General features: G+C 31.4%; 26 protein-coding genes and 2 pseudogenes. 14 read left to right on the top strand and 14 right to left on the bottom strand.

From position 1 onward, the window contains the following. Positions 1 to 123 precede the first annotated feature (123 nt). The 3 genes and pseudogenes from IDG65_RS04845 to IDG65_RS04835 all read left to right on the top strand — a co-directional run. Positions 124 to 1,164, top strand: a pseudogene (locus IDG65_RS04845) (DUF1430 domain-containing protein); the annotation flags it as partial. Between the two features lie 2 nt (positions 1,165 to 1,166). Beyond that, the gene (locus tag IDG65_RS04840; protein WP_000668623.1) at positions 1,167 to 1,487 is read left to right on the top strand and encodes a YxeA family protein; all 321 of its coding nucleotides are present in this window, start codon (positions 1,167 to 1,169) and stop codon (positions 1,485 to 1,487) included. Then, positions 1,484 to 2,125 (top strand): ABC transporter ATP-binding protein, encoded by a 642-nt coding sequence (locus IDG65_RS04835; RefSeq protein WP_000571184.1) that lies wholly within the window; start codon positions 1,484 to 1,486, stop codon positions 2,123 to 2,125. The genes IDG65_RS04840 and IDG65_RS04835 overlap by 4 nt, the downstream gene beginning before the upstream one ends. A gap of 87 nt (positions 2,126 to 2,212) precedes the next feature. Here the strand turns inward: IDG65_RS04835 and IDG65_RS04830 are convergent, their stop codons facing one another. Further along, entirely contained in the window at positions 2,213 to 2,503 is a 291-nt protein-coding gene (locus tag IDG65_RS04830) for a hypothetical protein (protein ID WP_014667689.1), read from the bottom strand. Between the two features lie 89 nt (positions 2,504 to 2,592). Here IDG65_RS04830 and IDG65_RS15045 point away from each other — a divergent pair, with 89 nt between their 5' ends. Then, the gene (locus IDG65_RS15045) at positions 2,593 to 2,781 is read left to right on the top strand and encodes a poly(glycerol-phosphate) alpha-glucosyltransferase (RefSeq protein WP_041202517.1); all 189 of its coding nucleotides are present in this window, start codon (positions 2,593 to 2,595) and stop codon (positions 2,779 to 2,781) included. A gap of 88 nt (positions 2,782 to 2,869) precedes the next feature. On the opposite strand, the gene IDG65_RS04820 is transcribed toward IDG65_RS15045, so the two are convergent. After that, positions 2,870 to 3,226 (bottom strand): DoxX family protein, encoded by a 357-nt coding sequence (locus IDG65_RS04820; RefSeq protein WP_000766009.1) that lies wholly within the window; start codon positions 3,224 to 3,226, stop codon positions 2,870 to 2,872. Positions 3,227 to 3,716: 490 nt separating this feature from the next. Here IDG65_RS04820 and IDG65_RS04815 point away from each other — a divergent pair. Next, positions 3,717 to 4,674, top strand: a pseudogene (locus IDG65_RS04815) (ABC transporter substrate-binding protein). Positions 4,675 to 4,719: 45 nt separating this feature from the next. Here the strand turns inward: IDG65_RS04815 and IDG65_RS04810 are convergent. Both IDG65_RS04810 and IDG65_RS04805 read right to left on the bottom strand, forming a co-directional pair. Further along, complete coding sequence (locus IDG65_RS04810) at positions 4,720 to 4,851, bottom strand: SAR1012 family small protein (protein ID WP_075583699.1); 132 nt, start codon at positions 4,849 to 4,851, stop codon at positions 4,720 to 4,722. A gap of 63 nt (positions 4,852 to 4,914) precedes the next feature. Beyond that, positions 4,915 to 5,130: a TM2 domain-containing protein gene (locus IDG65_RS04805; RefSeq protein ID WP_000867358.1), complete on the bottom strand. Its 216-nt coding sequence runs from the start codon at positions 5,128 to 5,130 to the stop codon at positions 4,915 to 4,917. Between the two features lie 164 nt (positions 5,131 to 5,294). On the opposite strand from IDG65_RS04805, the gene IDG65_RS04800 reads away from it, so the two are divergent. Next, positions 5,295 to 5,846 (top strand): GNAT family N-acetyltransferase, encoded by a 552-nt coding sequence (locus IDG65_RS04800; protein WP_000620948.1) that lies wholly within the window; start codon positions 5,295 to 5,297, stop codon positions 5,844 to 5,846. A gap of 51 nt (positions 5,847 to 5,897) precedes the next feature. Here IDG65_RS04800 and IDG65_RS04795 read toward each other — a convergent pair whose 3' ends face one another. After that, positions 5,898 to 6,836 carry a 1,4-dihydroxy-2-naphthoate polyprenyltransferase gene (locus IDG65_RS04795; protein ID WP_000070966.1) on the bottom strand — a complete coding sequence of 313 codons (939 nt, stop codon included), beginning with the start codon at positions 6,834 to 6,836 and terminating at the stop codon, positions 5,898 to 5,900. Between the two features lie 150 nt (positions 6,837 to 6,986). On the opposite strand from IDG65_RS04795, the gene IDG65_RS14785 reads away from it, so the two are divergent. The 5 genes from IDG65_RS14785 to menB are packed head-to-tail and all read left to right on the top strand — an operon-like array spanning position 6,987 to position 11,643. Then, positions 6,987 to 7,064, top strand: coding sequence for a hypothetical protein (locus IDG65_RS14785; protein WP_072357920.1), 78 nt, complete (start codon positions 6,987 to 6,989; stop codon positions 7,062 to 7,064). Further along, positions 7,045 to 8,379 carry an isochorismate synthase gene (locus tag IDG65_RS04790; protein WP_223840689.1) on the top strand — a complete coding sequence of 445 codons (1,335 nt, stop codon included), beginning with the start codon at positions 7,045 to 7,047 and terminating at the stop codon, positions 8,377 to 8,379. Before IDG65_RS14785 ends, IDG65_RS04790 begins: the two co-directional genes overlap by 20 nt. Then, positions 8,366 to 10,039: a 2-succinyl-5-enolpyruvyl-6-hydroxy-3-cyclohexene-1-carboxylic-acid synthase gene (gene menD, locus IDG65_RS04785; protein WP_000526685.1), complete on the top strand. Its 1,674-nt coding sequence runs from the start codon at positions 8,366 to 8,368 to the stop codon at positions 10,037 to 10,039. The genes IDG65_RS04790 and menD overlap by 14 nt, the downstream gene beginning before the upstream one ends. Continuing rightward, the gene (menH, locus tag IDG65_RS04780) at positions 10,026 to 10,829 is read left to right on the top strand and encodes a 2-succinyl-6-hydroxy-2,4-cyclohexadiene-1-carboxylate synthase (RefSeq protein WP_000150210.1); all 804 of its coding nucleotides are present in this window, start codon (positions 10,026 to 10,028) and stop codon (positions 10,827 to 10,829) included. The genes menD and menH overlap by 14 nt, the downstream gene beginning before the upstream one ends. Continuing rightward, positions 10,822 to 11,643, top strand: a complete 822-nt coding sequence (gene menB / locus IDG65_RS04775; RefSeq protein WP_000184947.1) for a 1,4-dihydroxy-2-naphthoyl-CoA synthase — start codon at positions 10,822 to 10,824, stop codon at positions 11,641 to 11,643. Before menH ends, menB begins: the two co-directional genes overlap by 8 nt. Positions 11,644 to 11,880: 237 nt before the next feature. Here menB and sspC read toward each other — a convergent pair whose 3' ends face one another. The 5 genes from sspC to IDG65_RS04750 all read right to left on the bottom strand — a co-directional run bounded on the left by sspC (position 11,881) and on the right by IDG65_RS04750 (position 17,463). Next, positions 11,881 to 12,210: a staphostatin B gene (gene sspC, locus IDG65_RS04770; protein ID WP_000284457.1), complete on the bottom strand. Its 330-nt coding sequence runs from the start codon at positions 12,208 to 12,210 to the stop codon at positions 11,881 to 11,883. Positions 12,211 to 12,247: 37 nt separating this feature from the next. Next, entirely contained in the window at positions 12,248 to 13,429 is a 1,182-nt protein-coding gene (gene sspB / locus IDG65_RS04765; RefSeq protein ID WP_001089094.1) for a cysteine protease staphopain B, read from the bottom strand. An 81-nt stretch (positions 13,430 to 13,510) separates the two neighbouring features. Further along, entirely contained in the window at positions 13,511 to 14,575 is a 1,065-nt protein-coding gene (gene sspA, locus IDG65_RS04760) for a Glu-specific serine endopeptidase SspA (protein WP_000676573.1), read from the bottom strand. A 527-nt stretch (positions 14,576 to 15,102) separates the two neighbouring features. Then, entirely contained in the window at positions 15,103 to 16,257 is a 1,155-nt protein-coding gene (locus IDG65_RS04755) for an aminotransferase class I/II-fold pyridoxal phosphate-dependent enzyme (protein ID WP_000777571.1), read from the bottom strand. Between the two features lie 195 nt (positions 16,258 to 16,452). Further along, positions 16,453 to 17,463, bottom strand: coding sequence for an acyltransferase family protein (locus IDG65_RS04750; protein WP_000202441.1), 1,011 nt, complete (start codon positions 17,461 to 17,463; stop codon positions 16,453 to 16,455). A gap of 152 nt (positions 17,464 to 17,615) precedes the next feature. Between IDG65_RS04750 and IDG65_RS04745 the strand changes: the two genes are divergently transcribed. Next, positions 17,616 to 18,035 carry a MarR family transcriptional regulator gene (locus IDG65_RS04745; protein ID WP_000278015.1) on the top strand — a complete coding sequence of 140 codons (420 nt, stop codon included), beginning with the start codon at positions 17,616 to 17,618 and terminating at the stop codon, positions 18,033 to 18,035. Positions 18,036 to 18,061: 26 nt separating this feature from the next. Then, complete coding sequence (locus IDG65_RS04740; protein ID WP_001788579.1) at positions 18,062 to 18,172, top strand: hypothetical protein; 111 nt, start codon at positions 18,062 to 18,064, stop codon at positions 18,170 to 18,172. Positions 18,173 to 18,242: 70 nt separating this feature from the next. On the opposite strand, the gene atl is transcribed toward IDG65_RS04740, so the two are convergent. From atl to IDG65_RS04720, 4 genes are all read right to left on the bottom strand, one after another. Continuing rightward, positions 18,243 to 22,016, bottom strand: a complete 3,774-nt coding sequence (atl, locus tag IDG65_RS04735) for a bifunctional autolysin (protein WP_052997641.1) — start codon at positions 22,014 to 22,016, stop codon at positions 18,243 to 18,245. Between the two features lie 227 nt (positions 22,017 to 22,243). Next, complete coding sequence (locus IDG65_RS04730; RefSeq protein ID WP_000479222.1) at positions 22,244 to 22,678, bottom strand: GNAT family N-acetyltransferase; 435 nt, start codon at positions 22,676 to 22,678, stop codon at positions 22,244 to 22,246. Positions 22,679 to 22,834: 156 nt separating this feature from the next. Then, on the bottom strand, positions 22,835 to 23,305 hold the full coding sequence (locus IDG65_RS04725) for an osmotic stress response protein (RefSeq protein ID WP_000088437.1): 471 nt from the start codon (positions 23,303 to 23,305) through the stop codon (positions 22,835 to 22,837). Between the two features lie 47 nt (positions 23,306 to 23,352). After that, complete coding sequence (locus tag IDG65_RS04720) at positions 23,353 to 24,579, bottom strand: polyisoprenyl-teichoic acid--peptidoglycan teichoic acid transferase (RefSeq protein WP_001031973.1); 1,227 nt, start codon at positions 24,577 to 24,579, stop codon at positions 23,353 to 23,355. A gap of 440 nt (positions 24,580 to 25,019) precedes the next feature. Here IDG65_RS04720 and fmtA point away from each other — a divergent pair, with 440 nt between their 5' ends. Next, entirely contained in the window at positions 25,020 to 26,213 is a 1,194-nt protein-coding gene (gene fmtA / locus IDG65_RS04715) for a teichoic acid D-Ala esterase FmtA (protein WP_000671256.1), read from the top strand. Positions 26,214 to 26,474 lie beyond the last annotated feature (261 nt).

Raw genomic sequence — 26,474 nt, 5'->3', positions numbered from 1 at the left:
CTGGAGAATCATATCGATTAAAAGATTATAAAACCGAAAAATCATTAAATATACGACAATCTTAAACCGCTAAAAAACGACATTTTCAAACCGCCATAAAACAGCATTTTTAAACCGCTATTGACAAGTGTTATTAAAGATTTGAATAAAATAAAAGAAACTGAGAAATATTGGAATGTATTAGATGATTATTACACGATTGAATTTGCACCTTATCACGAAACAAAACAAAGTTTGATTGATAATATGGTGCGATCAGAACAATTAGTAAAGGCTAGTGAAGCAGAAAATAATGCGATTTTATTCAAACCAAAGGGTGACTCCGTTGACAATGACAACTTTTCACCTGATGAGGGGAATGTAATATTAGTAAATAATCAGTTTTGGTCGATTTATCACAAGCAGTTTCAACCTGATATTCCAATAAAAAATCAAAAAAATAATGTCGAAGTAATTATTCCACAAAAGTTTCATGCAATGCGTAATGAAATCAATCAAGCATATCATTCATGGTTTGAATTTGTACATAATAAAAATAATAAAGAGAGTAAGTTATCTATACAGTTTATCAACAAAAATGATTATCGAATTTTTACATTTGATGCACGAGATAGTCGCCATTTGTCATTTATAGAGGCGCCAATCATTGTGAATGTTCAGGCATCAGATTTATCGAATGATTTTTATTATGCCATGATCAGTCAAGGCGGGTATTTATTCAAAAATTATGACGCGCTAGTAAAAAATATTGAAAAGTATCATCTTGATGGGGAAATTAGTGGAATAACCAATTATAAAGATAGCGTGATGGAAATGTATCATGAAAACAATTTGAAATTAACAGTACTCAACTTTTCACAAATCATTATCGCAATCATTTTAATAATTATTATTTTATTTGATGTGAAATATTATTTTGAACAACATCGAAAATTACTCGTAATCAAAAAGCTATATGGTTATTCAACATTAAGAGCCAATTACCAATACTTATTAATAAATAATATAGTTGTTGTTTTTATTGGAATATTGACGAATGTAATTTTACATTCTCAGTATATAATGATGATATTTGTAACGATTATTGTCGTTCAAATATTATTGCAGATTTGCAGCCTATACTATCATGGCCGACGTTTTAATGGAGTTATCAAGGAGTTTTAACTATGAAATTTATCATTGCAATATTATTAGGATTAATATTATCCATTACTATTGCTTTTACAATCATACATCATCCTATACTTGATCGTTTTAATCCTTTCTTAAAAACGGAGTATAGTTATGCCAAAGTGCCAAAAGGTACGCAACAATATGTTAATATTACGGCTTATAGTGAAAGAGGGGAAAAGCTTGATTATAAATTAACATTTAATGGATTTTCACCTAGTAGAACGTATGTCGAAATAAAGCATAAAGGGCAATATGTCATATCGATCACATATGTTGAAAAAGAGGATACACCAAAAGAGGTAAGACAAGAATGATAGAATTAAAAGATTTAACCATACAAAAAGGTAATACACATATTTTGAAGAAACTTAATTTGAAATTTCAATGTGGAAAATCATATGCACTTATTGGTAAAAGTGGATGCGGAAAATCTACATTATTAAATACTATTGCTGGACTTGAAAAAACAGGGAAACAATATGTCTATTTTAATGGTCAATTAGAACAATTTAAATCTAATTTTTACAGAGATAAATTAGGATATTTATTTCAAAATTATGGATTAATCGATAATTTGACAGTAAATGAAAATTTAGATATTGGATTAGCATATAAAAAAATAAGTAAGAAAGAAAAAGAACAATTAAAGATACGTTATATAGAACAGTTTGGTCTGTCAAACAGTTTAAAAAGAAAAGTTCATACGCTAAGTGGAGGTGAACAACAACGTGTCGCTTTAATTAGAATGATGTTAAAAGATCCGATTGTTATGTTAGCTGATGAACCAACGGGTGCGTTAGATCCTAAAACAGGACAGATGATTATTCAATCATTATTTGATTTGGTCGATGAAAATAAAGTGCTGATTTTAGCAACACATGATATGGCTATTGCAAATCAATGTGACGAAATAATAGATTTAGAACAGTATAGAAAAGTAGCATCTATGTGATATCCAAAAGATAAAATTAAAAGCCAATCAATGGGAAATGTTGACTTCAACACTCCGTTTGATTGGCTTTTATAATGTGTTACTAAGTTATGAAAGTAACAACGGCAAACTGAAAAAAAGCAATATAATAATATTTAATACGAGTAGTAATAAATGTAATTGATTTTTCGTTTTAATATAGCAAAAAACAATGACTAAAGATAACAACAATATCATGATTGCACCTGGGAAGAACCATAATGCTGAAGCTGTGTACCAAATCATTGGTAACGCCATAATAATAAAAGATATAAGACAAGAAAGGATACCAATAATATTATAAGTTCTAGTCAAAATTACACCTCCAATTTTCATTTTAAAATGATATGCGCAAAACAATCATTTTAAATACATCATACAATAAAATTAAATTGTGCGGTAGAAGAATTTGAAATTAAATTGAATTGGCTTGATTAAAAGGTGATTTTATAGAAGATAATAAAAATGGTTATTTAATAGAAAACCATAATATAAACGACATGGCTGATAAAATATTAAAGCTTGTTAATAATGATGTTTTAGCAGAGGAGTTTGGTTCGAAAGCGAGAGAAAACATTATAGAAAAATATTCAACGGAATCAATATTAGAAAAATGGTTAAATCTTTTCAATAGCTAAATGAAAAAATCCTAGGTATTCATGAGTACCTAGGATTTTTACGCATTATATATACAAAAAAAGAGAGGATAGTCCTCTCAAATAATAGTTAATAAAATTGTAGCCATTTCTTCCAGCTGTAACTACTAATACAAGCTAAGTTCATTACGATATGTATGATTTCAAATTCATAACCACTTACATATCCTCTTGTAAGTTTAAGTGTGAAGATTGAGCCTAACATAACACAAATATAAAAAACATTAACATAAGGCGTTAAAAAGCCGATAATAAGTGCTAAACCTCCAACAACTTCACCAATGGACATCAATACTGCGATGGTAGGTGGTAAACCTAAAGAGCCTAAGAAGTGAATTGTTCCATCTAAATCAACAAATTTCAAAGTACCATGCACTAAGAATGATGTTGCTAACATCCATCTAATTAAAAGCATACCTAATTTCATCATGTCACCTCCAACATACATTTTTTTCTTAAAACATAGTCCAAATTATATTTGTAAAGAAGTGGAAAGTAAAGATTATTTATAAAAATAATTATTAAATATTTATTAAATGTTCTATTGTATTGAACAATTGTTGTAGAAAGATGTTTAAGTCATCAGTTACTTTTTGTATTTATAAATAAAGATTAGTACAGCATAGTGCAAAGATTATAGGGAAATGAATTAACTATTGCATCGCTATTTATGAATCGTAAACACTATTATGAAATTGCAAGAGTAGTATGGACAATTAGAATGATGGTTTGAGATAAATGCGTGTTATTAACCAGTGCGTCATCTTCAAATTAGAGGCCATTTGCTGTTTATAATAAGAAGATTTGATAATCAACTATGATAAGAAAAAAATAATAACATCCTAAATATATCATAAACAAATTAAATGATAAAATAATAATGTGGTTTTCTATTAAAGTTGTTTGGAGGTAAATGTGTGAATAGGAATATCGTTAAATTAGTTGTGTTTATGCTAATCTTAGTTGTAGCAGTAGCGGGTTGTGGACAAAAAGATACTGAAGAGAAAACTGAAATGACGACAATAAAAGATGAATTAGGAACTGAAAAAATTAAGAAAAATCCTAAACGTGTTATTGTATTAGAATATAGTTTTGCTGATTATTTAGCAGCATTAGATATGAAACCTGTTGGTATTGCAGATGATGGCAGCACTAAAAATATAACAAAGTCAGTAAGAGATAAGATTGGAGCATATGAATCGGTTGGATCTAGACCGCAACCGAATATGGAAGTAATAAGTAAATTAAAACCGGATTTGATCATTGCAGATGTTAGCAGACATAAGAAAATCAAATCAGAATTGAGCAAAATTGCGCCGACAATCATGTTAGTTAGCGGTACGGGAGATTATAATGCAAATATTGAAGCATTTAAAACAGTCGCTAAAGCAGTAGGCAAAGAGAAAGAAGGCGAGAAGCGTCTGGAAAAGCATGATAAAATAAGCGGAGATTAGAAAGAAAATTGAACAGAGTACGTTAAAATCTGCATTTGCATTCGGTATCTCAAGAGCAGGTATGTTTATTAATAATGAAGATACATTTATGGGACAATTCTTAATTAAAATGGGTATTCAACCTGAAGTCACAAAAGACAAAACTGCGCATGTTGGTGAACGCAAGGGTGGCCCTTATATATATTTAAATAATGAAGAGCTTGCCAATATCAATCCAAAAGTTATGATTTTAGCTACGAATGGAAAAACAGATAAAAATAGAACGAAATTCATTGATCCTGCAGTTTGGAAATCATTAAAAGCTGTGAAAGATAATAAAGTTTATGACGTTGACCGAAATAAGTGGTTGCAATCAAGAGGTATTATCGCAAGTGAAAGTATGGCAGAAGATTTAGAGAAAATTGCAGAAAAAGCAAAATAAAAATACAGCGCCACTCGGAAATCATATAAGAGTGGCGCTGTATTTTTAATTATGTTTGTTATTTGTTGAATGTGATGATTTACCTGAAAGTTTATTTCGAATAAATTTTAATACATAACCGACAAGGATTGTTTTAACAATTCTTTTAATGAATTGACGCATCGTTACATACCTCATTTCTCTTTATCTTATGAACTATATACCCATTCATATATGCTTTTTAAACGTCATTGTCACAATTTAATTTTTAGGGAATATAATATAACCGTCTCTGTCTGCTTTTTTAGTAAAAATGACAAAAATGGCATGTATTATTGAGATGATGGTAGGGATACCTGTCCAGAAAAATAATAAGTGAAAAAGACCTTGTCCAAATTTATCAGCATAAAATTTATGAATACCTAAACCTCCAAGAAATAATGCAACAATAACATAAATGGCTTTATTGACTTTCATTTGTAAATCCTCCTTAACTATAATTCTACTTAAATTCGTTGTGAAAACCAATATTTCTAACTTTAGAATTTTCAAACTTTCTAAAATTATAAGTATATCTTTTTAAAATAAGCTAGAATTTCTATATAATAAATGTTAATAACGTAAAAGGGAATGATGACATAGTGATACGTCAAGCACGTCCAGAGGACCGATTTGATATTGCGAAGTTAGTTTATATGGTTTGGGATGATATGGAATTAGAATTGGTAAAGCATCTACCTAAAGACATGGTATTAGATGCAATTGAAAAAAGCTGTGTTGATGCAACATATCGAACTTTTTATCAGCATATTTTAGTTTATGAAGTAGAAAATAAAGTAGCAGGTTGTATTATTAGCTATAGCGGTGAAAATGAATTGAAATATGAAAAAGCATGGGCACTACTTGACTTACCAGAAGAAATAAAACAATATGGCACGCCATTACCTGTAAAAGAAGCTAAAGACGATGAGTATTATATAGAAACAATTGCGACATTTGCAGCATATAGAGGTAGAGGCATTGCGACAAAGTTATTAACGTCATTACTTGAATCAAATACACATGTTAAATGGAGTTTGAATTGCGATATTAATAATGAAGCAGCATTAAAGTTATATCAAAAAGTAGGTTTTATATCTGATGGACAGATTGAATTATACAAGCACATGTATCATCATTTAATTGTTAAATAAAAAAACTCGACAGTTCGAAGTAAGTCGATTGCCGAGTAGTATCATTTTATATTAAATGCCTGCAAATAATGCGCTAATATAAATACCTAATGCATATAATAAACCGAAAAATGTATTTGTTTTACCAGCAGCAGCCATTGCTGGCATCATTGTAGGCGGTGTATCATTCTTCTTGAAACGTCTGATAACTTTAACAGGCATTGGGAATGATAACAACGCAAGTAAGTAAAATAATGAGCCACCAGGTTTAATAATGATCGTAAGTACAATAAAGGCATAAGCGATAAAGTACATGATTGCCATAAATGTTAAAGAAGCATTTTTACCTAATAGAATGGGTAAAGTTTTACGACCACTTGCTTTATCTTTGACACGGTCGCGAATATTGTTAGCCATATTAATTAAACCGATAGTGATTACTATAGGTACACTTAACCAAATTACATAGCTTTGAATATTGCCAGTTTGAATAAAGAATGCAATAACGATAATAAACATACCCATAAATACGCCTGAGAATAATTCACCGAAAGGCGTCCATGAAATAGGGAAAGGGCCACCTGTATATAGGTAACCAACAGCCATACATACTAATCCAACTGGTAATAACCAAAATGAAGAGTTAGCAGCTAAAAACAAACCTAATATTGCTGCTAAGATGTAAAATGCAATGGCTAATCGTAGCACAAGCTCTGGGCTCATACCGTTGCGTACAATTGCACCACCAATGCCTACAGATTCATGATCATCAAGGCCTTTTTTATAATCATAGTATTCGTTAAACATATTAGTTGCTGCTTGAATAAGTAAGCATGCTAGTAACATGGCAATGAATAGGCTGATTTTAATATGATCTTCGCTACCAAGAAAATATATTTTAGATGCTGCTGTACCAACTAAAACGGGTACTACGGAAGCAGTTAATGTATGAGGACGCATTAAATGCCAATATTTCTTAACTGTAGAATATTGCTGATATTGATTACTCATTGAATACAAAACCTCTTTAAATCATATTTTTTATAACAAAGATATTTTAATAGAAAGTAGCATAAAGGTCAATTGACGTGAAAAATTGCAAGATAAGTTTAAGCAATTCTTGTAACACAATTATCCAAAAATGATACAATATAATAATGAGTGAAAAAAGACGAAGAAAGAAGTGAAATGGATGGCTACGGGCGTATTAGAGGACGATATTGTCAAAGAGATATATGACAGCTCAAAGGAATGGGTTTCAGTTGAAGTGAAATTATCACAGTCACTAGACCCGAGCACATTATTTCATCTCACTGACAATGAGGCAGGAGATCGCTTTTATATGCGTTTGAATGATAATCGAACGTCATATTTTGGCTACAAAGCAATTCAATTATTCAAAAATAATTCTAAAAATAAACAATCTATTTTTAAAGACTGGGAAAAATTAAAACATAACATCACATTTATACATCCGCAATCTGAGAAACATCATCTTCGAGTTGTTGGAGGGTTTCAATTTTCAAGTCATAAATCAGATGATGAATGGCGAGAGTTTGGACTAAATCATTTTGTATTACCTGAAGTTTTAATTTCAACTGATAATAATGGGACATTTTTAACTTATACAGTTAAAAGGGAAAGTTTTACTGTTGAGGCATTGAACGATTTAATGGATTTGTTCAACAATATATCGGACATAGATGTGGACGAGCAAATTGGGGAAATTACTAGAAATGAAGATATTTATAAAGATGATTGGCGTCAACTTGTAGTAGAAGCTATAGAATCTATTAATAATGAAGAAAAAATTGTACTAGCACGTAGACGGTTAATAAAGTTCGATAAAGATATCAGTATTCCATATATTCTAAAGCAAGCATATTCTAAAGAAAAAAACAGTTATATATTCTTGTTAGAATCACAAGATTCTATATTCTTTTCACAAACACCTGAACAATTAATAAAGGTCAATAATAAAATACTATCGACTAAAGCTGTAGCAGGTACAATTAAACGTTCACAAGATGAGGACGAAGATACAAAAAATGTTGACGCATTTTTAAAAGATAATAAAAACTTAATTGAACATCGATTTGTTGTTGACAGTATTTTACATGATATTAAACCTTATATCACTGAATTACATTATGATAAGACGCCTAAAATTCTAAAAAATGATCATTTATATCACTTATACACTGAAATAAAGGCGCCACTGAAGGATGATTCGTATATTAGTTTAATTGATCATTTACATCCAACACCTGCTTTAGGTGGCTATCCAAAAGAATTTGCAATGGATTTTATTGAGCAGAAAGAATTTGGTACGCGAGGATTATATGGTGCACCGGTTGGCTATATAGATATATACGATGATTGTGAATTTATTGTTGCAATTCGGTCAATGCTGATTAAGAAAGCACAAGCAACATTATTTGCAGGGTGTGGCATTGTTAAAGATTCTGATCCAGATAGTGAATTGGCAGAAACGAACCTTAAGTTCACACCTATGATGAATGCATTAGGAGTCGATATGAATGGGAAATCATAAAGCAGCTTTAACGAAGCAAGTTTTTACATTTGCATCTGAGTTATATGCGTACGGCGTAAGGGAAGTAGTTATCAGTCCGGGATCACGCTCAACGCCACTTGCACTTGCATTTGAAGCACATCCAAATATTAAAACATGGATACACCCCGATGAGCGAAGTGCAGCTTTTTTTGCGGTAGGATTAATTAAAGGCAGTGAAAGACCTGTCGCTATATTATGTACGTCAGGTACAGCAGCAGCGAATTATACGCCTGCAATTGCTGAAAGCCAAATTAGTAGAATTCCTTTAATCGTTTTAACAAGTGACCGTCCGCATGAATTAAGAAGTGTAGGCGCACCACAAGCGATTAATCAAGTAAATATGTTTAATAATTATGTAAGTTATGAGTTCGATATGCCTATTGCAGATGATAGTAAAGAGACCATTGATGCAATTTATTATCAAATGCAAATTGCTAGTCAATATTTATATGGACCACATAAAGGGCCAATTCATTTTAACTTGCCATTTAGAGATCCGTTAACACCTGATTTGAATGCAACAGAATTGTTAACTTCTGAGATGAAGATTTTACCGCACTATCAAAAAAGTATAGATGCATCGGCATTAAGACACATTTTAAATAAGAAAAAAGGTTTAATTATTGTAGGGGATATGCAGCACCAAGAAGTTGATCAAATACTGACGTATTCAACGATATATGATTTGCCTATTTTAGCTGATCCTTTAAGTCATTTAAGAAAATTTGATCATCCGAATGTTATCTGTACATATGATTTGCTGTTTAGAAGCGGCTTAGACTTAAATGTGGATTTCGTAATTCGTGTTGGAAAACCAGTGATTTCTAAAAAGTTGAATCAATGGTTAAAGAAAACTGATGCATTTCAAATATTAGTGCAAAACAATGATAAGATTGATGTCTTTCCGATAGCCCCAGATATTTCATATGAGATTTCTGCGAATGATTTCTTTAGGTCATTAATGGAAGACACGACCATCAATCGAGTAAGTTGGTTAGAAAAATGGCAACGCTTAGAGAAAAAAGGGCGTAAAGAAATTAAATGTTATTTGGAACAAGCTACAGATGAGAGTGCATTCGTTGGTGAATTGATTAAGAAAACATCTGAAAAAGATGCATTATTTATTAGTAATAGTATGCCTATCAGAGATGTAGATAACTTGTTATTGAATAAAAATATAGATGTCTATGCGAATCGTGGTGCGAATGGTATTGATGGTATCGTTTCAACTGCACTGGGTATGGCTGTGCATAAACGAATAACATTATTGATAGGTGATTTATCATTTTATCATGATATGAATGGACTATTAATGTCAAAATTAAATAATATTCAGATGAATATTGTATTATTGAACAACGATGGTGGCGGTATTTTTTCATATTTACCACAAAAAGAAAGTGCAACTGACTATTTTGAACGGTTGTTTGGCACACCGACGGGATTGGATTTTGAGTATACAGCTAAGTTATATCAATTCGATTTTAAACGTTTTAACAGTGTTTCAGAATTTAAAAATGCCACATTGTTATCTGAAACTTCGACGATTTATGAATTGATAACGAATCGCGAAGATAACTTTAAACAGCATCAAATTTTATATCAGAAATTGAGTGAAATGATTCATGACACATTATAATTACTATGAAGCAAACGTTGAGACCAATCAAGTTTTAGTATTACTGCATGGTTTTCTTAGCGACAGTCGTACTTATCATAATCACATCGATAAATATACTGATATCTGTCATGTCATCACTATAGACTTACCAGGACATGGCGAAGATCAGTCTTCAATGGATGAAACGTGGAATTTTGATTATATTACGACGTTGTTAGACCGAATTTTAGATAAATATAAAGATAAATCAATAACATTGTTTGGATATTCAATGGGTGGGCGTGTTGCGTTATATTATGCAATTAATGGTCACATCCCTATATCTAATTTGATATTAGAAAGTACGTCACCAGGTATTAAAGAAGAAGCAAATCAATTGGAACGCCGTCTTGTTGATGATGCACGTGCTAAAGTATTAGACATAGCAGGTATTGAATTATTTGTTAATGATTGGGAAAAGTTGCCATTATTTCAATCGCAACTAGAATTACCAGTTGAAATACAACATCAAATAAGACAACAACGATTGTCTCAATCGCCACATAAAATGGCCAAAGCATTAAGAGATTATGGTACAGGTCAAATGCCAAACTTATGGCCGCGCCTGAAAGAAATTAAAGTACCAACATTAATATTAGCTGGAGAATGTGATGAAAAATTTGTACAGATTGCGAAAAAAATGGCAAATTTAATTCCTAATAGTAAATGTAAATTAATTTCTGATACAGGTCATACAATTCATGTGGAAGATAGTGATGAATTTGATACAATGATATTAGGATTTTTAAAGGAGGAGCAAAATGACTAACAGACAATGGGAAACACTTAGAGAATATGATGAAATCAAATATGAATTTTACGAAGGGATTGCTAAGGTAACAATAAATCGCCCTGAAGTACGCAATGCGTTTACACCTAAAACAGTTGCTGAAATGATTGACGCATTTTCACGTGCACGTGATGATCAAAACGTTTCAGTTATCGTATTAACTGGTGAAGGTGATTTAGCATTCTGTTCTGGTGGTGACCAGAAGAAACGTGGACATGGTGGTTATGTAGGTGAAGACCAAATCCCTCGCTTAAATGTATTAGATTTACAACGTTTAATTCGTATTATTCCAAAACCGGTTATCGCGATGGTAAAAGGTTATGCTGTAGGTGGCGGTAATGTACTAAATGTTGTTTGTGACTTAACGATTGCTGCTGATAATGCTATTTTTGGACAAACTGGTCCTAAAGTAGGTTCATTTGATGCGGGTTATGGTTCAGGATATTTAGCACGTATCGTTGGACATAAGAAAGCACGTGAAATTTGGTACTTATGTCGTCAATACAATGCACAAGAAGCTTTAGATATGGGTCTAGTAAATACAGTGGTACCTTTAGAGAAAGTTGAAGATGAAACTGTGCAATGGTGTAAAGAGATTATGAAACACTCACCAACAGCTTTACGATTCCTTAAAGCAGCTATGAATGCTGACACAGATGGTTTAGCTGGTTTACAACAAATGGCTGGGGATGCAACATTGCTTTATTACACAACTGATGAAGCGAAAGAAGGCCGTGATGCGTTTAAAGAAAAACGTGATCCTGACTTCGATCAATTCCCTAAATTCCCATAAGTTATTTTGAATATGATATTAAGTCACTTGCGTCGTTTATTAGCGACGATAGGTGGCTTTTTTATTTTATAAGAATTTAAAAGGGAATTTTAATTAATTATCATAAAGATAAGGTAGTTTGAGTAAATTAATAGAGAAAGAATAAATGTTAAAGATTATTATTACAATGAAAAAACGAGCTGGTGAGAAATTGAATTCTCGCCAACCCGCTTTATGAAGTGAAATCATTTAAATTAGTTATACTAAGCGCTCATAAACGATTGGTCGCGAAGTGCCAATACCTTGTTTGGATGACGTTTGCATGAGGATATGCTGTGTATCATCATAATCAAGAATATAAATGATTTCTTCATTATCAATAGATGAAAATTTAATGCGTTGATGTGCCGTATCTATAAAAAGAATATGATATTGATTGTGACTTGTATCATCGCCATGACGTATACAAATTGATTTTTGTAATTGATGATTACTCCAATTACCAATGAATAAATTGATATTGGTTTGTTCTAGATGTGTGAGTTTGGTTGTGTCGTAAACTAAATTTATAAATTGTAGTTGATACATAGTTTTACCTGCCTTTAATCAATATCTATATTACTTTTTAGTAACCTATCATTGAACCATACCAGTTATAATCACGATTGAATGATAAATGTAATAGGCTTGAATCTGCATCTTGGATTGATAATTCTGTATCCCAAGGATTCCAGTAAATAAGTTTTTCTTGGTCATTAATTTTAGCATTACCAACAACTGCTAGCGCATGTCCTAAATGTGGGTCATTAGGGTTTTGAGATACACTTTGTGCAAGGATCATAATTCCTACATTATCTTTTGTAAGTTGATCAACTTGTTCATATGATGGTACGCCTTCTTGATAATGAATATCTCTGCCTTGTGATTTACCGTATTCAATCATTTGATTAGGGAATGTTGAGCAATTAGGAAGGTCTTGTTCACTTACTTCTGGGTATAATGTACGCATAATATCATGTGCATTATAAGTGTCTGTATTTTTAGTTGCATTTAATAATGCTGCCATACTGAAACCTGCACACCATGAGTTATCGAATTGTTGTTCTCTAATTTTGAAGTTTTTTAATGTATTTTCATATTGAACTTGATCTTCTTGTATCGCTTCGTTTTCTTCAACTTTAGTAGGTGTTACTGTATTTTTTAACTCTTGTTTCAATTTTGCTGAAACTGTTTTAGCACTTTCTTTTTCTTTTACATTACCAGGTAGTGGCGTAGCTTTTACTAATCTAACTTTGCCATCTTCTTCAAAATAAAACCCTTTTTCATCAGTAAGAACAGTGATATTTGAATTTTTATCTTTAATTTGGTCTAAATCTTTAGCGATGAAGTTTGAAATTTTAACACTGTAATTCATGTCTTCTTTTGATTTGTTTAAATCATCTTTATTTTTAGGGCTAAGTGTTAAAGTATAAACAATTTTACCGTCTTTTATAACTGGATAATAGTAACTATTATCTTCTTCACCATTAAATTTATAAATTTTAAAAGCTTCGCCAAGTTCATATTTACCAGTTTTTGCATTACTTTGTTTATCTAATGCTTTAGCATAACCAGCAAATTGTTGTTGTGCTAGATCTTTTACTTTTTGAGGTACTTTGTCACTCTTAACATTAATTTCTAGCTGTTTAGAGTGTGAATCGGCTTTGGCTTTATTGTTATTAGCAAATGCGCCTAGTGATAAAATAAGCATTGAAACCATTATGATGCTTATAATATTGAATACTCTAGATTTATATGAACTATTCATATAATACCCTCCATTTAAATCAAAATATTTTGCGTTGCTAAGACTTTGCTTATATTTTATCTAGACGAACTTAATTGTTAATTAAGCTGCATCTGGATTGTCTGAATTATTGTTATCGCCATTGTCTGGATTATCAGGGTTATTAGGGTTGTCAGGGTTATTAGGATTGTCCGGATTATTAGGATTGTCCGGATTATTAGGATTGTCCGGATTATTAGGATTGTCTGGGTTATTTGGTTCATCTGGGTTGTTAGGGTTATCAGGATTATCTGGGTTATTAGGTTGGTCATCGTTGGCAAAATGGATATCTTCAATATTTTGTTTTAAGAAGTTGCGTACATTTTCATTAATAAATACCGCACCATTAAATTCATTTGGTACACCGCCCCAATGAATTCCGATTACTTCATTTTTTTCATTAAATACAGGTGAACCTGAGTTACCACCAGTTGTACTTAAATCATATTGCATAGCTTCGCCTTTGAGGTAAGTGATTTTTCCTTTACTTTCCCACATTGTTGCTACAGGTTTATCACCAGGATATCCTGTTACAGTAATATTTTGGTTAACTTGTGTTTCATCATTATTACTCATTGTTGCTGGTTTAACTACTTCGCCTATATGTTTGTTTTGCTCATTAGGGGAGAATTTAACGATTGCTAAATCACCTTCGCCTGAATATTTAGTGATTTGTTCAGCAGTGAAACCACCATTTGGATAATTGTCTTGGTTAATTGCAGAAGGGAATGCTTTTAAAGCATGAGGATCACCGTGCGTAGCATCTACGACGTGTTTATTTGTTAAAAGTGTATCTTTACCTACAACTACACCGGAAGCAATAAATGTACCAGTAGGTGCTTCAACTTGAATATAAGTAACAGGTGCATAATGACCATTCGTTGTATCTGTGATTTGGTGACGATCGTTATTTGGTAATATAACATTAGCGCGTTCACGTTGTTCTAATGGTTTAAGGTTACCGCCTTTTTGAATCTTAGGTGTTTGCTGTTTGTCTGTCTGCGTTTGTTGTGGATGATTGTCCATAGCTTTTGAAGATAACGCATTTGCTGCTGGAGAACTCACAAGTGTCGCTGTTGTCAAAGTTGCAACGAATAAAGAACTAACTTTTAAAAATTTACCTTTCATCTAAAAACCTCCAAAAAATTTATTTACAAGTTAAATATAACACTAAAATTTTTTAAGTCAATAAGAATATATAAATAAATTAAAAAGTTTTTGTAAAGATTAGAGTTTACAAAAACATTAAGGGAATTAAAATTGAATTGTATTATACTTTATTCGATTGTGTTAAATTGATAAGGTTGTCAATTGTTTGCATTTATCTAAAAGAATAAATAGGTAAGCAATTGAGGACTAAGGGAAAGTATTTGATTATAATAATAAATAGTAACTTTTGAATAATAATTGTTTAGCCAAAGGTAGATTTATATGAATGGTGATATATTATTTGAGTGCTTAAGTTTCGAAGAACAATTATAAGTTAGCATATTAAAACCTTTTGATAGAATCATTTTGAGTGAGGTGTTTAAAGGAGAGGAATGTAACTCGGTAGTATTTACAGTCTCTATAGAGTATTATTTAAAACTTATAGAAAATAAAAAACTGAACGTACTATGAATTTAGTTCACGACGTCCAGTTCAACATATTATTTTTATTTAGTATTTAAATATTTAGCAAGTCTCTTCATACCTTCTTTTAAAACATCCATTTCATAAGCATAGGAAATCCTTACAAATCCTTTACCGAATTCTGTAAAGGATGAGCCTGGAACGATTGCTAAATGTGTTGATTCAAGTAAATCGACACAAAATTCGAAATCGTCATCGGTGATATGTTTAATACTTGGGAAAATATAAAACGCGCCTTCAGGTTGAGCGGTAATCTCAAAACCTAATTTAGTTAATTCAGATACTAAATAATTTCTTCGTTCTACATAAGCTTCGTTCATATATTTAGGAGCTTCTAATCCTTCGTTAAGTGCTGTTATACATGCTATTTGAGCTGGAACATTGGCACAAATACAATTATACGCATGCATAAATGTTAATTTTTCAATGAGATATTGAGGTCCTAATAGAAAACCAATTCTTATTCCAGTTGCTGAGTGTGATTTACTTAAACCACCAATTAATATTAATTGATCACGAATGTCTTCAAATTCAGCGAAAGATACATGTTTACCACTAAATGTATTTTCAGCATAAATCTCATCGCTAATAATAAATATCGGATATTTTTTTAATACATTTACGATATTTAAAACTTCATTTCTTTTTAAAACTACGCCAGTTGGATTAGTCGGATAATTTAACAAGACAGCTTTTGTCTTTGGAGAAATATGACTTTCTAACGCATCAGGTGTAATTTTGAATTGTGTTGCTGTTGTATCAATATAAATTGGTTTACCACCTAGTACTTCGATGAGTGGTATGTAGCCTGCATAAATTGGTCCCGGTATTATAATTTCATCTCCAGGCTCTATGATAGAACGTAACGTTGTGTCTATTGCTTCACTAGCTCCATTTGTCACAATAATTTCTTCAGGATCATAGTAAAAATGATAACGATTTTTGAAGTATTGACTAATTGCTTCGCGAGTTTCTAATAACCCTTTATTGTGAGAGTATGAAGTTTGATTATTGTTTATGGCATCGATATATGCACGTTTCACTACGTCTGGCATAGGAAAGTCAGGTTGCCCAATTGTTAAATTAACACAATCATCAAGACCTTTCATGCGGTTTGAAAATTGGCGAATACTTGGGGCTCTTAAATATTTAGAATTAGAATTTAAAGAAAGTTTCATTTGTGACACCTCAAATATAAATCAAATATTGTCTAAAAATTTAGAAATTAATAATATCATAACATACTTTTAAAGCAAAAAAGGGTAAATTACTTAAGCTTTATTTGAAAAACGAAAAATGTCTAAATACACTGTAGTAACTACTTTTCAAAATGAATAAAGTGGTTACAGTTAATGTACTTAGACATTATATAATTATGAGTCTTTAAACTGTGATGGTCTTTGTAAATTAATTATTGGATTTGTCCATTTACAAACAAAGTTTGTAGATAATACATATACGATGATTACAGATATACTTATTAAATAAAGATACGTCATTAATGATATAGGATTATCGAATGGGTACCATTCAAATCCTCTAACAATGCCAATAATTAAACCATGTAATAAATATACGTATAGCGTACGACTACCAATATAAGTATATAATTTTTTCTTTGTTGATATTAAATTTAGAAACGCAGTCATTGCGATTAATATAATTCCATATAATATAAGTCGTTTAAAAGGACTGAATACACTCTGTCCTTCATTTTCAAGTGAAGTATATGGTGAACTTCCTAATAACCAATCTGCATTGATAGGATGAATCACGTAAATGATAAAAAACAAAATAAACGTAATGATAGATACTGGTATTAGTTTTTTATTTTTAAAAATAGCCGTATGTTTTTTGGTGAAAATGTAACCTAGGTAAAATATTGGGAAAAATACGATTGTCCTTGAAATGCTTAAGTAGCTATCGATGTTTCCTGAAAAACCTGCTCCAATAGATATAATAATTGAAACTGATAGCACTTTATATGGATTAAATCTTCTAACTATTACTAAAATGACATGAAAGAAAAATAGCGTGATCAAAAACCATAACGCAAATACTGGGTTAAAAGGATCAAGTTGTAATTCGTCACTTTTACCTGTTAAGAAATAATATATTGAAAAGAATGCAAAAAATATCATATAAGGTACTATCAAACGTTTTGAAATTTTTTCTAAATAGTATGGTTTATCAATATTTTTCGCGAAATAACCAGATATAAACAAAAATGTTGGCATATGGAAACTATAAATAACTAGGTATAATGCTGATAAATATTTATCGCCACTAGTGTAGGGTTGTAACATATGTCCAAATACGACTAATAATATTAAAATTGCTCTTGCGTTGTCAAAAAAATAATCTCTCTCTTTTAATGAAGTCATATTTTATCTCCTTTATGTCTATAAGACTCTTACTAATTTATTATATTTTGTATTAGTTATGCAACAAATTTGTCTATTGTGTCGAATAGTATTGTAAAAATTATAAAAAAAGCATATAATATTATAAATAATATGTAGTGGAGTAGAACAACATGTATAAACAACTTGAAAAACTTATTACACTGACTAACAATGACTTAAACTTAGTGAATAGAAGATTTGGACAACGCACGGATATCACATCTGAACAGCTAGAACTTCTCCGTATTTTATTTAATTACGATCGCTTATCACAGTATGATTTGACGATGAAGATTAGCAGGGAACAATCTATAGTTTCAAGGTGGATTAAGAAATTAGTTTTGAAAGGGTACATCACAAGTCAACAATCTAGCGAAGATTTAAGATGTAAAGAATTAATTTTGACTGATCAAGCACGTACATTAATTTCACAAATAAATAATGCACGTTGCGAATTGATTGAAGCAAGATGTCAATGTTTATCGGAAGTCGAATTAGATAATTTAAATCAATTACTTGATAAGTTAAATCAACGACGCATATCGTTGTAACACGACAATAGCAAACACATAATTTAGTGTCATTGTGCACACAACAAAAATTGAATCATGAATTACAAGCAAAAGTAGCGGTGATTGTTAAAATTGATGGTAAACAATCACCGCTATTTTTGCTTGTGTATGTATAAAAAAGGGATCAAAGGTCATCCCCCATGATTGATAGTGGGGGGATGACTTTTGATCCTATGTTCATGTTGCTTATTTATATTGTGGGATGTCGAAGTATTTGCCGACTTCGCCCATTTTATCATAGTAGCCTTTGATGATTTTAGCATTGATGTTAGCCCAATCTACATCTGTAGCATATTGGTGTGTTCCTGGATGTGCAGGATTCCATCTCATTTTGTAAAGCGTATTTTGACCAGCTTTTACATATGAGTTGCCGATGAATTTAGCACCACCAACGATGGCTTTTGAAACTGTGTCCCAACCAGCTTGTTTAGCATATTTAATACCTTCACGTAAAGGATCGTTATCATATGCAGCAATACCAAATACGTTATGGTATTTCGTGTTAGAGTTAGTTACAACTTTGTTGTTCACTACATCTGCACCTTTTGCTAATTGAGAAGTACCGTTACCTGTTTCTAATAGGGCATGTGAGATAAGATAAACTTCATTAATGCCATACATTTGAGCAGCTTTGTTAAATGCAGCACCTTGGTTTTCTAATACACCTTTACCTTTTAAGAATTGATTAATTTTATCAATAGAAATATTTTGTGGTTGGTCTAAGCGTAAGAATTGATATTTTAATGCTGGATCTTGAGCTAAACGCTTCGTATCCATTGCATGCTTAACATCATTAAAGTTAGCATCTGTCCACTTACCTGGTACACGTTGTACTTGTGGTTTATATTGTAAACCAGCTTGAATTTGAGCAACTTGGTTTAATGTCATACCTGTTTGATTATACTTAATTAATTCTTTAGCTAAATCAGTCGATTTAATCCATGCTAATTTACCGTTAGATAATTTACCATAGTACCAAGTTTGTCCATTAATGACTTGTTCTTTAACAACTGAGAATGGTTGTTCATTAAATGCTTTTAATGAGTATTTAGCTGTATCAGAATTTGGTGTTACATAGTAATAACCATTACCATTTTTAATTACATAAGTGTAGTTATAATCTTTGGCAGCTGATGTAGTTGGTTTAACAGCAGTTGGTGCAGTTAAATCTTTTGCATTTACCCAACCAGTGCGGTTATTAATAGTACCGTATAAATAAATATCTTTGCCTACAGATACTTGTTTCGCTGCATTAAATGTACCTTGAGCAATGTTATTGCCTGTTAAAATGACTTGGTTTTTAGTACCCCAAGGAACCATTGATAAGCCGTTATTTGATTTATTAACAGTATATTTTTGAGTCGTTTTAACTTCTTTGCCTAAGTTTTGAACATTTAAGTCTTTAACATTGAACCAACCTAATGGAATATTATGACTTGTATTATTTAATAATACATATGTTTCATTACCATGTGCACGTTCTTTTGTTACATAGAATGTACGATCCGCATATTTTGCGCCGTTTTTCGCTGTTTTTTCATAAACAGAAGCACGAATACCAGTGTTGTTTGGTTTAACTTGAGCAATTTTGCTAACTGTTTGAGTCGTTTGTGGTTTAGTAACAGCATAAGCTTTTACAGCTGTTTTTGGTTGTTCTACAGCTTTTTTAGGTGCAGCAGGTACAGCTAAATATGCTTTACTAATCCATCCGGATTTACCATTTACAGTTCCATATAAATAGATAGATTTATCAATTTGTTGTTGCTTAGTCGCTTTAAAAGTTTGGTTACCTGTGCCAGAAACCGCACCAGCTTCTTGTTTATAAGTACCCCAAGGTACTGAATATAATTTAGTGCCTGGTTTTACTGTATATGTTTGCATTACATTTACAGGTGATTTTGCATTGTTATAAATAACGTCACCTTGTTTAACCCAACCAATTAAAGTTGGACTATTGTAATCTTTAACTAGGTAGAATTTGTTTCCACCTAGACTTGCTTCTTTTGTTACAGAAAATGTTTTTTGAACTTCTTTCGTTGGCTTACCAGTTTTGTCATAAACTGTAGTGAATAAACCATTGTTTTTAGCATTAATTTGAGCAACACCATTTAATGCTGAGACTGTTAATTTATTATTTGTTGTCGGCGTTGATGGCTTAGGTGTTGGTGCAGGTGTAGGTTTAGCAGTATCAACTAAATATGCTTTACTTACCCAACCAGATTTACCATTCACAGAGCCATATAAATAAATTGATTTATCAATTTGTTGTTGCTTTGAAGCCTTAAATGTTTGGTTTCCAGAGCCAGACACGCTACCAGCAACTTGTTTAGATGTACCCCAAGGTACTGTATAAAGTTTCGTACCAGGTTTGATTGAATATGATTGATTTACATTTACAGGTGATTTAGCTGTGTTGTAAACCACATCGCCTTCTTTAACCCAACCAAATTTATTACCAGAATTGTAATCTTGAACGAGATAGAATTTTTGATTACCTAATGTAGCTGTTTTAGATACAGCAAATGTTTTTTGAACTTCATTAGTTGCCTTACCAGTTTTGTCGTAAACAGTAGTATATAAACCACTATTTGTTGGTTTGATTTGTGCGACACCATTATTAGCATCAACTGTTAATTTACCAGTTGATGGTGTTGATGGTTTCGACGGTGTTGTTGGTTTTGATGGTGTAGTAGGGGTAGTTGTAGATTGCGTACCCCATGGCGCCACTTTACCCATTTTTATTAAATATTTTTCATTAATTAAGTCATATAATTGATCATAACTATAATTATGACTTCTTAAATATCCATGTGGATCGGCATGGTCCGTACCACCTAAATATTTACTTACAGCGTAGTGAGTCCATACTGTACCATTTCCATCATACTCAGCACTGTCTGGTTTTAAACCATAATATTGTAATTGTGTAGCTGCATAGTCAGCATAGTTATTCATTGAACGTGCAAATGAAGCATAATCGTGTGTGTGTACGATTTCAACATTGATGAATCTAGGGTTACCGACTGCACCTACACCCCATGATAAGTAATCCGTTGGTGCTGTTTCAATTATACGATCCCCATCAACAAACGCATGAACGAAAGCATTTTGATAATTGTTTTTCATATAACTAATTTCGCCATTTATCGTCGAACGATCATTAGCTGTATCATGAACTACGATTCCTTCAGGACGACCTACGCCGTTACGGTATGCGTATTTAGGGAAGTAAGATGTATAATCTTCTTCAATCTTAGGTGCTTTTAAATTATTTTTACGAATGTAATCGTTAATTGATGAGTTTACTTGCGGTTTATATTTTGGCAAACTCGTTTTTGGTGCTGCAGCGACTGATCTTGGTTGTGCTGAAGCACTAAAAGTAGTTACTTTTGGTGTAGCTTCAGTTTTAGCTTTAGGTGCAACAGGTGTTGCTTTTGGTGCTGCGGCTTTATATTGCGTTTCAAGAGCAGCAGGTTTAGCAGCTGATTTAATTAATTCTGGATTTATTTGATTTTCTGAATTATCATCTTCATCATCAACTAAACTATATCCAGCACTTGTAACATTATTGTTCGTTTTAGATGCTGTTGTGTTAGTTGTTTTTGTAACAGGTTTCGCATTATTTGATGTAGTTGATTGAGTCTCACGAGTGTCACCATTTACTTGTGTAGTATCAACCTTTTGATTTACTTGAGCATTGCCTGTTTTATTCGCTGCTTTTGGTTGGACAATAGCAGGGTCTTGATATACTTGAGTGCCAGAAATGTTTTGCGTTGGATTTTTTACCTCAGCTTTTGCTTGTTCAGTAGTTGCTTTAACTTTATTACTATCTAAAACGTTTTTATTAGTAGTTTGATCTTGTGTCGTCTCAGCTGCTTGAACTTGATGTGCAGTGACTGCTGAACCTACAAGCGTTAATGCAACCATTGATGGTAGTTTGTAATTAAATTTTTTCGCCATTCTATTTATTACTCCTAACATTTATTAATTATTAATCTCATTATAGTACCTGTTTTATACACCTGTGCGTATTTAACCAATTTGTAATATACTCTTAATTTATATTTTCACTGTAAAAAAATGAAAAAAATTTTGAATCTCAATGGTGACGTGACAAATCAAATAGAATTGATGTCAATTTAAGAATTGGTTTATTACAAATGTTTCTATAATAGATACAACTTTTTTTAATTAAGCGAGGTCAACTTTTTTGTCATTTCAATATGCTCGATGCCTTCCTCAAGAAATATATTACCTCTCATTTTAAAATTTAAACTTTCATAGAATGGAATTGCATGACATTGGGCATTCATGGTAGCTACGTAAAAACCTTCATCTATAGCTAATGACTCTACAGCTTGCATAAGCATTCTACCCATGCCTTGTCCGCGATGTGATTTCATCACAGCTACTCGTTCTATTTTGACAGTTGTTTCATTAATAGGGCGTATTCGAGCAGTGGCAACTGGCTGCCCATTGTCATACCCAATCAGGTGAATAGATTCAGATTCATATTCATCAATTTCACTTTCCTCTGGGACGCCTTGTTCTTCTACAAACACTTTCTTTCTTATATAGAAGCAATCTTCTAACATCTTTTGATTGTTTACTTTTAAAAACATAAAATCCCTCCATATCCCAACAAAATCATTTATATTTAATTTACTAATAATAACATAGAATAACGATTGTTATTTTTCACAAAAATAATTAGACATAAAAAATGCTATAAAAATGATTCATAGGAACCATCTTTATAGCTAGATAGAGTGTATTTGTTATAATGCTTCTTTTCTAATAATTGCTGTATATTGCCAAAAGATTCGCATTTGAGCAATATTCCAATTATTCATCCCCATTGTAAACCCAGAAGGTTTAAAGATATTTACATCTGTCACTTCTAAAGCTGCTGCGACTAAATATTGTAATGGAATACTAAGTGATTTCATTGTTTCAGTAATGCCATTTTCATCATATACCCATGAAAATGGTAACTCTGATTCGAAAACATCAACACTATTGAAAATTTCAGGTAGGGCTAAAATATAACATGCACCATCTACAATAGGATTCTCGATACTATTTTTGTAATAAATTAGGAGTGCTTCATAGTTTTCTCGATGCTCATGATTGACGTAAAAAAATTCACTTCTAAAATGAGCCATATCTTGGCTATGAATAATTTGTTGTTCTAACATATTAAACATCCCATTTATATTTGCAATCTTTTCGTATGTTTTTCTACTCATGTATGATGCTCCTTTCATAAATAGTAAATGTTAATCGTCATATAATATTAGTTTACAACACCATTTTGGTTATTTGAAGCTTGTGGCGTTTGTTGAGTGCCACCTTGATTTTGATTTAAGTTTTGATCTGTAGCAGGTTGTTGTTGATTATTGACGCTATTGTTGCTATTACTGTTATTACTGTCGTCGCTATTATTCGAAGATTTATCTTTATCAGTCGTATCGTTTTGTTCTTTTCTCAATAAACTACTATCTAAAGGCGTTAATGGTATTAATGAACCATAATGATTGATGACACGTTGATCTAAGAAATCATTTTTATCATTAATAGGTGATAATTCTAAGTCTTTACGAAGTAAGTTTGCATATTTTTGAATGCTGTCTACACTTGGATGATAATAGTAAATACCATTTAACATATCATCTTTACCTTTTAATTGCGCAGTTTTAATTTCAACATCATTTGTTAAGTACATTTTTGCTAAAGCTTTAATTTCAGAGTTAGTTAAATTATGCTTTGCATTTTTACCTACAATTTGAATCACGTTATCAAGTTTATCAATAGAATCAACTTCCTGTGCTTTTTGGAATAAAATCTTAATTAATTCCATTTGACGTTGTCCACGTTTCAAGTCTGAATCATGATGTCTAGTTCTAGCAACTGCTAAAGCCTCATCACCATTTAATTTTTGGTACCCTTTTTTAATTTTAATCTTACCAGTATCATCTGTATTTGGCTCATTTAAATCATATGGTACATCATAGTATATGCCACCAAGTTCATTTACAGCTTCTACAAAGGCCTTCATATTAACGCGTACATAGTAATCAACTGGAACATTCATCGTTGCTTCAACAGAGTCCATTGCTGCAATTGGACCACCATATGCATGTGCATGGGTAATTTTATCGTAGTAGCCGACTTTAGGAATGTAGCTGATTGTATCACGAGGAATACTAAGCATTCGAATTTGGTGTTTAGATTGATTAAAAGTAGTTAAAATCATAGCGTCTGATCTAGAGTGTTCAGCATCTTGGCCTTTTTTTCTTCTTCCGTCATTATCATCGATACCTAAGAAGAGAATAGAGATAGGTTGTTCTTCAGGATTAACTTTATTGTCTCGTAAATTTGATTGACGATTAGCATTTTTACTATCTTGAGAAGATTCAAATGCATCTTGAGACGTTTTAAAAAGTAACGTAGCGAAGACAATTGGAACAACAATAAGAACCAATGCTAGAAGGATCAAAAAGTATTTTAAAAATTTATTCATGATTGATGCTCCTATATTAAATTTTTGTTAAATCATAATCATAATTTTAAAATATAATTAGTTGAACGATATTTATACAACTTCATTACTAATACATTATAGCCTTAAATTGTAGTACTTTATAGTAAAAAATACAAATGTTATGTCAAAGTTCCTTGTAATTTGAATGTTTTGTTAAAATCAAAAAGCATTTTAAAAAATATAATGCGACTTTAGTATGATGTCTAAAAAAAATTAAAGGGGTAATATAAATTTGAGTGATTTATACAATGTGATAAGGTATAATTAAATTTGTTGTAATAAGAACTTATATGAAGAAAATATTACTAAGTAGCATAACGCATAAGTGGGTGACAGATAAAATTGTAAGTGATATTATAACGAAGTTAAGGTTATTGTTTTAATTATTTAATTTGAATACAATGAGAGGCTATTAGCGAATGAAATTTAATAAAGTGAAATTGGTTATACATGCATGCGTGCTTTTGTTCATCATTATCTCTATAGGATTAGTTTTTCATCGATTACAAACGAAAACGAACTCTATAGAACCTATACATAAGGAAACAAAATTATCGGATAATGCGAAATATTTGGTTGATCGTAATAAAGGCAAAGGTGAGCCATCGAAATTAAAGGAAGTATACAATAGTAAAGATCCAAAGTATAAGAAGATTGACCAGTATTTACAAAATTCATTATTTAATGGTTCAGTAGCGGTATATGAAAATGGCAAATTGAAAATGAGTAAAGGCTATGGATATCAAGATTTTGAAAAAGGAATTAAAAATACACCAAATACGATGTTTCTAATTGGTTCAGCTCAAAAATTTTCAACAGGATTACTGTTAAAACAGTTAGAAGAAGAACATAAAATTAATATTAATGATCCAGTAAGCAAATATATTCCATGGTTTAAAACATCTAAGCCCATTCCTTTAAAAGACTTGATGCTGCATCAAAGTGGATTATATAAATATAAATCTTCAAAAGACTATAAGAACTTAGATCAAGCAGTGAGAGCAATTCAAAAACGTGGCATTGATCCTAAGAAATACAAAAAGCATATGTATAATGATGGGAATTATTTGGTGCTAGCTAAAGTTATCGAAGAAGTTACCGGCAAATCATATGCCGAGAATTACTATACAAAAATAGGGGATCCTCTAAAACTTCAGCATTCAGCATTTTATGATGAAAAATCATTTAGAAAATATTTAGCAAAAGGTTATTCTTATAATAGTACAGGACTTTCTTTCTTGAAGCCTAATGTTTTAGAACAATATTATGGTGCAGGTAATATATATATGACACCAACAGATATGGGTAAATTAATTACTCAAATGCAACAATATAAATTATTTAGTCCTAAAATAACCAACCCATTATTACATGAGTTTGGTACGAAACAGTATCCAGATGAATATCGATATGGTTTCTATGTTAAGCCAACATTGAATAGACTTAACGGGGGATTCTTTGGACAAGTCTTTACTGTTTACTATAATGATAAGTATGTAGTTGTACTTGCATTAAATGTAAAAGGAAACAATGAAGTTCGAATCAAACATATTTATAATGATATTTTAAAACAAAATAAACCTTACAATACGAAGGGTGTTATTGTTCAATAATTAATATAGAAGATATAACTTGTATATGGCATTAAGGCATTGACCTTATTTGACTAGTATACGAGTTATATCTTCTTTTTTATAGAGGTGAAAAGTTTAAAGTATAAGGTTGAAGTAGTAGGATGATAAATTTGCGTTAAGTTAAAAAGATATAAACAATTGATGTAAATGTCAATATAAAAATGTATATAAATGATTGTATAAGAATGTATTAATTGAATGGATAATAATGATTGTCTTTTAAGATATAGAAGGGGACTT

It is taken from the genome of Staphylococcus sp. EG-SA-17 (genome assembly GCF_017151845.1).
Lineage (GTDB): Bacteria > Bacillota > Bacilli > Staphylococcales > Staphylococcaceae > Staphylococcus > Staphylococcus aureus.
Note: the sequence above shows the minus strand (reverse complement) of the source record. Positions and strands in the feature narration are given on the sequence as shown.

Excerpts from the sequence above, each read along its gene's own strand:
- IDG65_RS04840 (WP_000668623.1), top strand. The coding sequence starts at position 1,167 with ATGAAATTTATCATTGCAATATTATTAGGATTAATATTATCCATTACT.
- IDG65_RS04835 (WP_000571184.1), top strand. The coding sequence starts at position 1,484 with ATGATAGAATTAAAAGATTTAACCATACAAAAAGGTAATACACATATT.
- IDG65_RS04820 (WP_000766009.1), bottom strand. The coding sequence starts at position 3,226 with ATGAAATTAGGTATGCTTTTAATTAGATGGATGTTAGCAACATCATTC.
- IDG65_RS04810 (WP_075583699.1), bottom strand. The coding sequence starts at position 4,851 with ATGAGGTATGTAACGATGCGTCAATTCATTAAAAGAATTGTTAAAACA.
- IDG65_RS04805 (WP_000867358.1), bottom strand. The coding sequence starts at position 5,130 with ATGAAAGTCAATAAAGCCATTTATGTTATTGTTGCATTATTTCTTGGA.
- IDG65_RS04795 (WP_000070966.1), bottom strand. The coding sequence starts at position 6,836 with ATGAGTAATCAATATCAGCAATATTCTACAGTTAAGAAATATTGGCAT.
- menD (WP_000526685.1), top strand. The coding sequence starts at position 8,366 with ATGGGAAATCATAAAGCAGCTTTAACGAAGCAAGTTTTTACATTTGCA.
- menH (WP_000150210.1), top strand. The coding sequence starts at position 10,026 with ATGACACATTATAATTACTATGAAGCAAACGTTGAGACCAATCAAGTT.
- menB (WP_000184947.1), top strand. The coding sequence starts at position 10,822 with ATGACTAACAGACAATGGGAAACACTTAGAGAATATGATGAAATCAAA.
- sspC (WP_000284457.1), bottom strand. The coding sequence starts at position 12,210 with ATGTATCAACTACAATTTATAAATTTAGTTTACGACACAACCAAACTC.
- sspB (WP_001089094.1), bottom strand. The coding sequence starts at position 13,429 with ATGAATAGTTCATATAAATCTAGAGTATTCAATATTATAAGCATCATA.
- sspA (WP_000676573.1), bottom strand. The coding sequence starts at position 14,575 with ATGAAAGGTAAATTTTTAAAAGTTAGTTCTTTATTCGTTGCAACTTTG.
- IDG65_RS04755 (WP_000777571.1), bottom strand. The coding sequence starts at position 16,257 with ATGAAACTTTCTTTAAATTCTAATTCTAAATATTTAAGAGCCCCAAGT.
- IDG65_RS04750 (WP_000202441.1), bottom strand. The coding sequence starts at position 17,463 with ATGACTTCATTAAAAGAGAGAGATTATTTTTTTGACAACGCAAGAGCA.
- IDG65_RS04745 (WP_000278015.1), top strand. The coding sequence starts at position 17,616 with ATGTATAAACAACTTGAAAAACTTATTACACTGACTAACAATGACTTA.
- atl (WP_052997641.1), bottom strand. The coding sequence starts at position 22,016 with ATGGCGAAAAAATTTAATTACAAACTACCATCAATGGTTGCATTAACG.
- IDG65_RS04730 (WP_000479222.1), bottom strand. The coding sequence starts at position 22,678 with ATGTTTTTAAAAGTAAACAATCAAAAGATGTTAGAAGATTGCTTCTAT.
- IDG65_RS04725 (WP_000088437.1), bottom strand. The coding sequence starts at position 23,305 with ATGAGTAGAAAAACATACGAAAAGATTGCAAATATAAATGGGATGTTT.
- IDG65_RS04720 (WP_001031973.1), bottom strand. The coding sequence starts at position 24,579 with ATGAATAAATTTTTAAAATACTTTTTGATCCTTCTAGCATTGGTTCTT.
- fmtA (WP_000671256.1), top strand. The coding sequence starts at position 25,020 with ATGAAATTTAATAAAGTGAAATTGGTTATACATGCATGCGTGCTTTTG.